This is a genomic window from Deinococcus yavapaiensis KR-236 (assembly GCF_003217515.1).
Lineage (GTDB): Bacteria > Deinococcota > Deinococci > Deinococcales > Deinococcaceae > Deinococcus_A > Deinococcus_A yavapaiensis.
Window position 1 is genome coordinate 20,723 of record NZ_QJSX01000029.1, and the last position, 8,583, is coordinate 29,305.

8 protein-coding genes are annotated in these 8,583 nt (G+C 64.1%); 6 read left to right on the forward strand and 2 right to left on the reverse strand.

What is annotated here, in order from left to right:
- The first annotated feature begins 128 nt into the window (after nucleotides 1-128).
- From DES52_RS21650 to DES52_RS21665, 4 genes are read left to right on the forward strand one after another with little or no spacing between them, the layout of a single operon-like run.
- Complete coding sequence (locus tag DES52_RS21650) at nucleotides 129-506, forward strand: hypothetical protein (protein ID WP_110888917.1); 378 nt, start codon at nucleotides 129-131, stop codon at nucleotides 504-506.
- A 17-nt stretch (nucleotides 507-523) separates the two neighbouring features.
- Nucleotides 524-1,183 carry a response regulator transcription factor gene (locus DES52_RS21655; RefSeq protein ID WP_110888918.1) on the forward strand — a complete coding sequence of 220 codons (660 nt, stop codon included), beginning with the start codon at nucleotides 524-526 and terminating at the stop codon, nucleotides 1,181-1,183.
- A 6-nt stretch (nucleotides 1,184-1,189) separates the two neighbouring features.
- A complete protein-coding gene (locus DES52_RS21660) occupies nucleotides 1,190-2,512 on the forward strand; it encodes a sensor histidine kinase (RefSeq protein WP_110888919.1) in 1,323 nt (440 codons plus the stop codon).
- 29 nt (nucleotides 2,513-2,541) lie between these two features.
- Nucleotides 2,542-3,291: a nucleotidyltransferase family protein gene (locus tag DES52_RS21665; RefSeq protein ID WP_110888920.1), complete on the forward strand. Its 750-nt coding sequence runs from the start codon at nucleotides 2,542-2,544 to the stop codon at nucleotides 3,289-3,291.
- A 61-nt stretch (nucleotides 3,292-3,352) separates the two neighbouring features.
- Here the strand turns inward: DES52_RS21665 and DES52_RS21670 are convergent, their stop codons facing one another.
- Nucleotides 3,353-5,098 carry a DEAD/DEAH box helicase gene (locus DES52_RS21670; protein ID WP_110888921.1) on the reverse strand — a complete coding sequence of 582 codons (1,746 nt, stop codon included), beginning with the start codon at nucleotides 5,096-5,098 and terminating at the stop codon, nucleotides 3,353-3,355.
- Nucleotides 5,099-5,305: 207 nt separating this feature from the next.
- Nucleotides 5,306-5,695 (reverse strand): winged helix-turn-helix transcriptional regulator, encoded by a 390-nt coding sequence (locus DES52_RS21675; RefSeq protein WP_245901223.1) that lies wholly within the window; start codon nucleotides 5,693-5,695, stop codon nucleotides 5,306-5,308.
- Between the two features lie 88 nt (nucleotides 5,696-5,783).
- On the opposite strand from DES52_RS21675, the gene DES52_RS21680 reads away from it, so the two are divergent.
- Nucleotides 5,784-6,404 carry a nitroreductase family protein gene (locus DES52_RS21680; RefSeq protein ID WP_110888922.1) on the forward strand — a complete coding sequence of 207 codons (621 nt, stop codon included), beginning with the start codon at nucleotides 5,784-5,786 and terminating at the stop codon, nucleotides 6,402-6,404.
- A 109-nt stretch (nucleotides 6,405-6,513) separates the two neighbouring features.
- Nucleotides 6,514-8,418, forward strand: coding sequence for a menaquinone biosynthesis decarboxylase (locus DES52_RS21685; protein WP_110888923.1), 1,905 nt, complete (start codon nucleotides 6,514-6,516; stop codon nucleotides 8,416-8,418).
- The last annotated feature ends 165 nt before the right edge of the window (nucleotides 8,419-8,583 follow it).

Below are 8,583 nucleotides of genomic sequence, written 5' to 3' on the forward strand. Positions count from 1 at the left end.
TCGGGCGCCCCTGAGAAAGCTGACGCGATTTTCAAGAGCGCGTCAGCTTCTTTCTTTACACTGAGGTCGTTCGACGTGAAGCGATCCGCTTTTACGGGCGACGTCACGCGTAAAGTAGGAACAACGAAATGATGAAGACCCTGTCCAAAATCCTCCTGACCCTCGCGGCGCTCGTGACGCTCGCGAGCGGCGCGTCGGCCATCACGGTGCGCGTGCTCGACCGCGACTTGCAGGGCTTGTTCGCGCTGGGTGACAGCGAGGGCAACAAGATCGTCTTGCGCGTCGCCCAAGACGCGAGCGGCCCTGTCACGATCCTCCTGATCGACGACGAGAACGTCACGAGCCTCACGGGCACGTTGCGCGACAACCAGATCATCCTCGACAATCCGCGCGGGCAGACTCTCGCCCGCTATCTCGCCGGGCGCGGCTTGACCATGACGTTCGAGCGCGTCAACAACAAGAACCGCTCGTTCTCGCTCCCCGGCCTCAACGAAACCAAACGCTGAGCTTCCACGGAGGTTGAATGCTTCCCCAAATCCTGATCGTCGAAGATGACCCGCATCTCGGTCCGCTGTTGCGCGAGTACCTCAGCGCCGACTATCAAGTGCACCACGCCCCGACCCTCAAGGACGCGCAAGGATGGCTCGGCACGCATTCCGCGCAGCTGATCTTGCTCGACCTCAACTTGCCTGACGGCGACGGTCTCGACCTCGTGCAGTCCTTGCGGCAGTTTTCCAGCACGCCCGTCTTGATCCTCTCGGCGCGTTCCGCCGTCGGAGAGCGCGTCGCGGGCCTCAACGCGGGCGCCGACGACTACCTTACGAAGCCCTTCGCGATGCCCGAACTCGACGCGCGCATCGGCGCGTTGCTGCGGCGCACGGCGGCGGGCGGCGGAGTCTCCCTCGGCAACACGAGCTTGTCGACTTCGTCCTTGACGCTCAGCGTCGATGATCACGAAACGATCCTCACCGAGCACGAGGCGCGCATCCTGGAGCTCATGATGCGGACGCCCGACCGTGTGTTTTCGCGGGGCGACATCGAATCTCACCTGTACGGCTGGGACACGCCGAACTCCAACTCCGTCGAAGTTCGCATTTCGCAACTTCGCAAGAAGCTTTCGCAAGTCGGCTCGGAGCTTCGCATTCGCACCATTCGCAACGTCGGCTACGTGCTGCAGTCCTGATTCGCCATGACGCTGCGGTTTCGCCTCGCCCTCGTCTACTCGCTCGTCGCGCTCGTGCTGCTCGCCGTTTTGGCCGGCACGGGCACGTTCTTGTTGACGAGCGAAGTGGAAAAGCAGTTCGTTTCGCGCCTCGAAGATCAAGCGGAGTACGTGCGCAACCTCTTCACGGGAGACGCGCCGCTCGGCATCGAGCGACCGTCTGGCGGCGCGCTCGTGTACTTGTTCGGACAAAACGGCTTCATCTCGGCTTCGCAAAACCTCGGCTCGTTTCAGCCGGTGATTCGAGAAGGACAGCAAGTGCTCGACAACGGCACGAGCGTGTACGGCATCGTCCGCCCGGTGCTCGGTGACGTGCGGGTGTGGGTCGCGTTGCCGTACGAACCGGTGCTCAGCATCCAACGCAGCGCGTGGCAGTTTTTGCTGCTCGGGTTGCTGGTCGCTCCCGTCTTGATGCTCCTCATCGGTTGGCTGGTCGGTCGGTATTACCTGCGGGGGCTCGCGAGCGCCGCGCGTGTCGCCGAGCGCCTCGATCCTTCTGCCGGAAGCATTCCGCTACCAAGCCGCCAAGACGAGGTGTACCGCCTCCTGGAAGCGATCAACCGCTTGTTGGGCCGTATTTCGACGCAGCAGCAGCGCGAGAAGGCGCTGCTCGGCCAGATCGTGCACGAGCTCGGCGCGCCCTTGACGGTCTTGCGCGCGAGCCTTGCACGGGCGAGCTTGTCCACGGAAAGCGAGGAAGTGCGGCGCGCCGCGCTCGTCGCCGAGGAATTGTCGTTCACGACGCAAGACCTCATGCAACTTGCGCGCGGCCAGATGGACATCACCCTCGCTTTGCACTTCCTGCCCGCCGCGAACTTGCGCGATCGTCTCGACCGCCTCGTGCCGAGCGTTCGCTACGAAGGCGATTGGAGCATCATGGTGCTGTGCGACCCCGACCGTCTCGTGCAGGCGCTGCGCAATCTGCTTGCCAACGCTCGTCGAGCGGCGGGTCGAAGCGGCCGAGTGGAGCTTCGCCTTCTGGAAACTCCGACGGAGCTGCGCTTTATCGTGCGTGACGACGGCCCCGGACTGCCCGCCGAACTCGGCGAGCGGATCTTCGAGCCGTTCGTGTCCGGAAGCGGCTCGTCGGGCCTCGGCTTGTCGGTGTCGCGGCAAATCGCAGAATTGCACGGCGGAACGCTGACGGGCGGCAACCACGCCGGGGGCGGCGCGGAGTTCTTGCTGATCTTGCCGAGCGCGACGGTCGGTGACGAGGACGACGCCGACGATGACTTGGACGACTTCAGCGCTTCTCGCGACGCCGTCGCCGAGTCGAAATTTTCGGCGTGAGCTTCGATTCGGAATGCTAGCCTGAACGCATGGCCCAGTCGTGGAATGCCGTCGTCCTCGGTGGGGGAGACCCGCTCGACCCGCTCGCCCAAGCGCACGGAGTTCCCGTCAAAGCCTTGCTCGATCTTGGCGGCGAGCCGATGGGACGCATCGTCTTGCGCACCTTGCGCGAAAGTGGCCGAGTGTCGCGCGTGGCGTACGTCGGCCCTTTGCACGGTGACATGACCGAGTTCGTGGACCTCAACTTGCCCGACTCGGGAACCCTGCTCGGCAACTTAGAGGCGGGCGTGCGCGCCCTCGGAGAGCAGGCGATGGTGCTCGTCGTGACGGGCGACGTCCCTCTCATGACGCCGCAAATGCTGCGCGACGTCCTCGACGGCGCTCCAAGCGCGTCGCTGGTCTATCCCGTCGTACCGAAAGACGCGTGCGAAGCGGCGTTTCCAGGCGTGAAACGCACGTATGCCCGCTTGAAGGACGGGACGTTCACGGGCGGCAACGTCTTCCTGCTCGATCCTAAGCTCATCGAGGCGTTCTTGCCGAAGCTGCGTCAACTGCTGGCGCTTCGCAAGAAGCCGTTCGCACTCGCGCGCCTCATCGGCGTGGACGTCCTGTTTCGCCTTTTGATCGGAACGCTGTCGATTGCTCAACTCGAATCGCGGGTGTCGAAGATCTTGGGAGTTCCCGCCCGCGCGCTCGTGACGCGACACGCGGCGATCGGCACGGACGTGGACAAGGAAGAAGACGTGACGCTCGCTCGGCGCTACTTACAGACACGCTGATCGAAGAGAAAAAGAGAAGGGACCGAGGTTGATTCCTCGGTCCCTTCTTTGTTGCGCTGAATCAGCGGCGGTCGCGGGCGCGGTAGTTGCTGCGGCGTTCGCCGTTGTCGCTGCGGCTGTCGCTGCGCGGGCGGTACTCGCCGCGCGGGCGGGAGCCGCCGTCGCCACCACCGTCGCGGGAGCCGCCGCGTCGCTCACCGTAGCCGCCTCGGCCACCTTGGTAGCCGCGTCCACCGTCGCGGCTGCGTCCGTCACGCTCGGCGACTTCGAAGAGTTCAGGCAGTTCGTCGGCGATCGTAACTTGCACTTCGCCGTCGAGCGGGGAACGCTCGAGAAGCTTCGCGACGTTCTCGGCGGGCACGTCGGCGACCGCGCCGCCACGCCACAAACGGATCTTGCCGAGCGAGCGCGAATCCACGCCGAGGTTTTGCGCGAGCAGGGCGACGGCGCGCGGCACGCTCATGCGCTCGGCGTGCAGCAAGACGGTCGTCATGCCTTCCTCGCCCGAAAGCAACGAGGCGCTTTGTGCTTGCGTCGTGACGCCCGCGATCTTGGCGAGGGCGCGCGCGAGCGCTTCGACGCCAAGGTCGTTCAAGAGGCTCTCGGCTTGCTCGCGGAAGCTCTCGGCGAGGTCCGTTTCGATGTGCCGTACGGCGTCGGCGGCGGTGCGGGCGGACGCTTCACGCACTTCCTTGGGCGTCGGGACGGAACGCGGCTGGAAGCGCACGCCCGTCGCGTGCTCGAGGTTGCGCAATTCGCGTCCTTCACGGTCGCCGTACAGCACGATGGCCGTGCCTTCGCGGCCCGCACGGCCCGTACGACCGCTGCGGTGCACGTAGGCTTCCGTGTCGTTCGGCATGTGGTATTGCACCACGAGGTCGACTTCGGCGATGTCGAGGCCGCGGGCGGCGACGTCCGTCGCGACGAGGACGCGCACTCGACCCGAGCGGAAGGCGCCCAGGGCGCGTTCACGCTGGCTTTGCGCGAGGTCGCCGTGCAAGCCTTCGGCTTCGATGCCGCGGTGGATGAGCTCCAAGGCGAGCTCGTCCGCTTCCCGCTTCGTACGCGTGAAGACGATGGCGCGCTCGGGGTTGTAGACGGTCAGCAAATCGGCGAGCACACGAGTGCGCGTGCGACCGACTTTCACGGCGAGGTGCGTGACGGTCTGCGCGGTTTGCGAAGCGCGTTCCCCCACGAGGTCGACCGTGATCGGGTTGTGAAGGTACTGCGCGGCGAGACGCTCGACCCCGGCGGGCAGCGTCGCCGAGAAGAACAGCGTTTGACGTTCTTGCGGCGTGGCGCTCAGGATCGATTCGATGGCGTCCGCGAAGCCGACGCTCAGCATCTCGTCGGCCTCGTCAAGAACGGCGAACTGCACGTTCTCCAGGCGCAAGTTGCCACGTTCGAGGTGGTCGATGACGCGGCCCGGCGTGCCGACGACGATGTCGACACCACGCGCGAGCGCGTTTTCCTGCGGGCTGTAGGCGGCGCCGCCGTAGACGGTCACGATCTTGAGGTGACGCGCGGTCTGCTCGAATTCACCGGCGACTTGCTTGGCGAGTTCCCGGGTGGGGGCGAGCACGATGGCGCGCGGCCCGCGTCCACGCGTGGCGTCTTCTTGAAGTTTCACGGCGATCGGCAGCACGAAGGCCAGGGTCTTGCCCGTGCCCGTGCGCGCGCGGCCGATGAGGTCGCGTCCCGCGAAGGTGTGAGGCAAGCTTTGTTCTTGGATGGGAGAAGCTTCCGTGATGCCGCGCGAGGCAAGCAGTTCCGCCAAGGTCGGCGGAATGAGTTCGTTGAATTGCATTTGTGTCCTTTCCGGGAGAGCAATCTGACCGATGCTTCGCGCGTTCGTATGGTCGTTCCGCGAAGATGCCTGGAGCTTGCAAAGAGTTCAGGCGCGAGCAGTCGGCAATCCCGGTCAGGACGGCCCTCCGTGCGGCCGTGACGGCCAAGAGAAAAGTATACAGCATTCGGCGACGTATTGTCGCCGTTTGCATGAGAGCCAGGAGGCTCAGCAGCCGGAGTTCTGCAAGTTGGTTCGAGCCCACGTGTCGATCGCGTCGATCACGCCTTGCAACTCTCGTCCGGCGTCGGTGAGGGCGTAGTGGGTGCGCGGCGGCATGACCGAGGTGACGGTTTTGCGGATGAGGCCGAGCTCTTCGAGGTGGTCGAGGCGCTGGGCCAGCGTGGCGGGGTTGCATCCGCCGACGGAGCGCGACAACTCGTTGAAGCCCTTGTCGCCCGCGAGCAGGGAGCGGATGATGTGCATCACCCACTTTTCCTGCAAGATGCCGATCGCGCGGTGAACGGGGCAGAACGAGCCGTGCGCCGCTTCGGACTTCACGGCTTCGATCTTGCCTGACTCGACCTTGATCGAGTCGTTCTTCACGGGCGTCGTCATGCAATCAGTATACACTCCTTCGCATGAGGAAGTGATGCGAAAGTCGTAGCACTTGACAAAATATAGTGCTTCGAATAGTATGACTGGCATGACGACCGTTACCTCCCGCGTGCTCGATACCCGTGAAGCCATCGAAACCCGCCGCTCGATTCGCAAGTTCGTCCAAGAACCTCTCAATCAAGACGACTTGCGCGAGATCCTGCGCCTCACCAGCCTCGCGCCGAGCGCAAACAACGTGCAGACGTGGCGCTTCGCCGTCGTGCAGAACAAGGACCTGCAAGAAAAGCTGCAGGAAGCGGCGTACAACCAAGGACAGGTCTCCAACGCGCCGGCCGTCATCGTGTTGTACAGCGACATGGAAGACGTCCTCTCGAACGTGCACGACATCTTCCACCCCGGCATGGGCGAAGAGCAGATCAAGGAGCGGGCCGAGCGTTTCCGCGCCAGCTTCGAAGGACAAAGCGTCGAGGAGCGTGGCGCGTGGGCCAACGCCCAAGCCAATATCGCTCTCGGCTACCTGCTGATCGCCGCGCGAAGCCTCGGCTACGATACCGTCCCGATGCTCGGATTCGATCCGCAAAAGGTTCGCGACCTCCTCGGTCTTCCCGCGCACGCTCACATCACGGCGATGGTCCCCGTGGGCAAGCGCGCCGAGGAAGGCTTCCCTCACCACCGCCACGGCCTCGATCGCCTCGTGCGCTGGTACTGATCTTCACCGATCTTGGTGCCGCTCCTTCGGGAGCGGTTTTTTTGTGGCGTACGACGCCCAAGGGGACGATTCACCCTGCGGACGCCGTGCGCCGCTCCTACACTGAGGCATGACCTTTCCCGACTTGCAAAGCTTCGTGCGCCTGCTGGAGCAACGGGGTGAACTCGTTCGCGTTTCCATTCCCGTGGACCGCGACCTCGAAATCACCGAGATCGCCGACCGCATGGTGAAGCGCGGTGGTCCCGCCCTACTCTTCGAGAACGTGAAGGGCAGCGACTTTCCGCTCGCCATCGGCCTGCTGGGAACGCGCGAGCGCATGGCGCTGGCGCTCGGCGTGAACGATCTTGACGATCTCGCGGCAAAAGTTCGCCGTCTTATGGACCTCAAGATGGGAGGTGGGCTCGGCGGGCTCTTGTCCAACGTGCCGAAACTTCGAGAAGTGGCCAGCCTTCCGCCGAAACGCGTTCGAAAAGCGGCCGTACAGGAAGTCGTGTGGCGTGGCGACGAAGTCGACTTGTCGAAGATTCCCGTGCTGAAGTGCTGGCCGCTCGACGGCGGTCCCTTCGTCACGTTGCCGCTCGTCATCACCAAAGACCCCGTGACGGGCGAGAAGAACATGGGCATGTACCGCATGCAGGTCATGGGACCGCGCGAGACGGGCATGCACTGGCAACGTCACAAGACGGGCGCTCGGCATTTGGAGAACGCCGCCAAGCTTGGCCAGAAGCTCGAAGTCGCCGTGGCGCTCGGGGGCGATCCCGCCCTCATCTACGCGGCGACGGCGCCGTTGCCGCCCGTGCCGGGCCTCAACGAGTACGCTCTGGCCGGGTACTTGCGCGGACAGCGTTACCCGGTCGCGCGAGGCGTGACGGTCGACTTGGAAGTGCCCGCCAACGCCGAATTCGTCCTCGAAGGCTACGTCGATCCCGGCGAAGAGTGGAAGCCCGAAGGGCCGTTCGGCGATCACACCGGCTTCTACACCCTCGAAGATCTCTATCCACGCTTTCACGTCACGGCCGTGACGATGCGTCGCAACGCCATCTACCCGGCGACGATCGTCGGTCGCCCGCCGATGGAGGACGCTTACCTCATCGAGGCGTCCGAGCGCCTCTTCCTTCCGGCGGCTCAGCTCATCTTGCCCGAGATCGTCGATTACCACATGCCTCCGGCAGGCGTCGCGCACAACCTCGTCGTCGTGTCCATCAAGAAGCACTTCCCCGGGCAAGCGTACAAAGTCGCCAACGGCTTGCTTGGCCTCGGCCAGATGATGTTCGCGAAGGTCATCGTCGTGGTGGACGAGGACGTGAAGGTGACGGACTTCGAAAGGGTGTGGCGCGAAGTGGCGCGCAAGGCCGTCCCCGAACGTGACACCCTCCTGACCCGCGGTCCGACCGACGTGCTCGATCACTCCAGCCGCTCGTGGAGTTTCGGCGGCAAGCTCGTGATCGACGCGACCACGAAGCTGCCCGAGGAGCGAGGCGAGGCCGTCACGTCTCGCGAAGGCGCGTCGTTCGAAAAGGGTGAAGACGTCTTCGGGGCAGCAAGCTCGACCGACTTGCCCCTCGCCGACGGCGTGATCGCGCAGCGGCAGACGACCGACGGCTACTGGATCGCCGCCGTCCGAAAGACGAGACCGCATCAAACGGCGGTGATCGGCGAGAAGTTCGCACGCTCGAACGTCGCCTCGGGCATTCGGCATCTTCTGCTCGTGGACGACGCGACGGACGTGAACGACATGCAAGACGTCTGGTGGACGATCTTCAACAACATCGATCCCGAGCGGGACGTGCGAGTCGTGAACGGCGTGCTGATTTGGGACGGAACTCGCAAGCTGCGCGAGGAGGGTTTCATGCGCGAGTGGCCCGAGAAGATCGTGATGGATTCGGCGGTCGTGGCGAAAGTCGACGCTCGCTGGCATCTCTACGGCTTGCCCGAAAAGCTCGAAAAAAGCGTTCACGGCGCGTCCGACGAGGCATTGACCGAGCCGTCTCAAGTTGGGGTGTTGACAAGTTGAGGGTTTGGGACTATTCTTTCTGAGCCTTCAAGGAAGGCGAGCAGGATGACAAGGTGGAAGTGAGGAAGCGGGGCCATCCGACAGGATGGTGAAGACGGTCTCTCCCCCGAGAGGCTCCAGAGCTTCAAACGAAACCCTTACGGGGTTTCACAGCCACGCGAACAA

What these genes read in the sequence shown, in the direction of transcription:
- DES52_RS21660 (WP_110888919.1), top strand. Translation starts at nt 1,190, where the DNA reads ATGACGCTGCGGTTTCGCCTCGCCCTCGTCTACTCGCTCGTCGCGCTC.
- DES52_RS21685 (WP_110888923.1), top strand. Translation starts at nt 6,514, where the DNA reads ATGACCTTTCCCGACTTGCAAAGCTTCGTGCGCCTGCTGGAGCAACGG.
- DES52_RS21650 (WP_110888917.1), top strand. Translation starts at nt 129, where the DNA reads ATGATGAAGACCCTGTCCAAAATCCTCCTGACCCTCGCGGCGCTCGTG.
- DES52_RS21655 (WP_110888918.1), top strand. Translation starts at nt 524, where the DNA reads ATGCTTCCCCAAATCCTGATCGTCGAAGATGACCCGCATCTCGGTCCG.
- DES52_RS21675 (WP_245901223.1), bottom strand. Translation starts at nt 5,695, where the DNA reads ATGACGACGCCCGTGAAGAACGACTCGATCAAGGTCGAGTCAGGCAAG.
- DES52_RS21680 (WP_110888922.1), top strand. Translation starts at nt 5,784, where the DNA reads ATGACGACCGTTACCTCCCGCGTGCTCGATACCCGTGAAGCCATCGAA.
- DES52_RS21670 (WP_110888921.1), bottom strand. Translation starts at nt 5,098, where the DNA reads ATGCAATTCAACGAACTCATTCCGCCGACCTTGGCGGAACTGCTTGCC.
- DES52_RS21665 (WP_110888920.1), top strand. Translation starts at nt 2,542, where the DNA reads ATGGCCCAGTCGTGGAATGCCGTCGTCCTCGGTGGGGGAGACCCGCTC.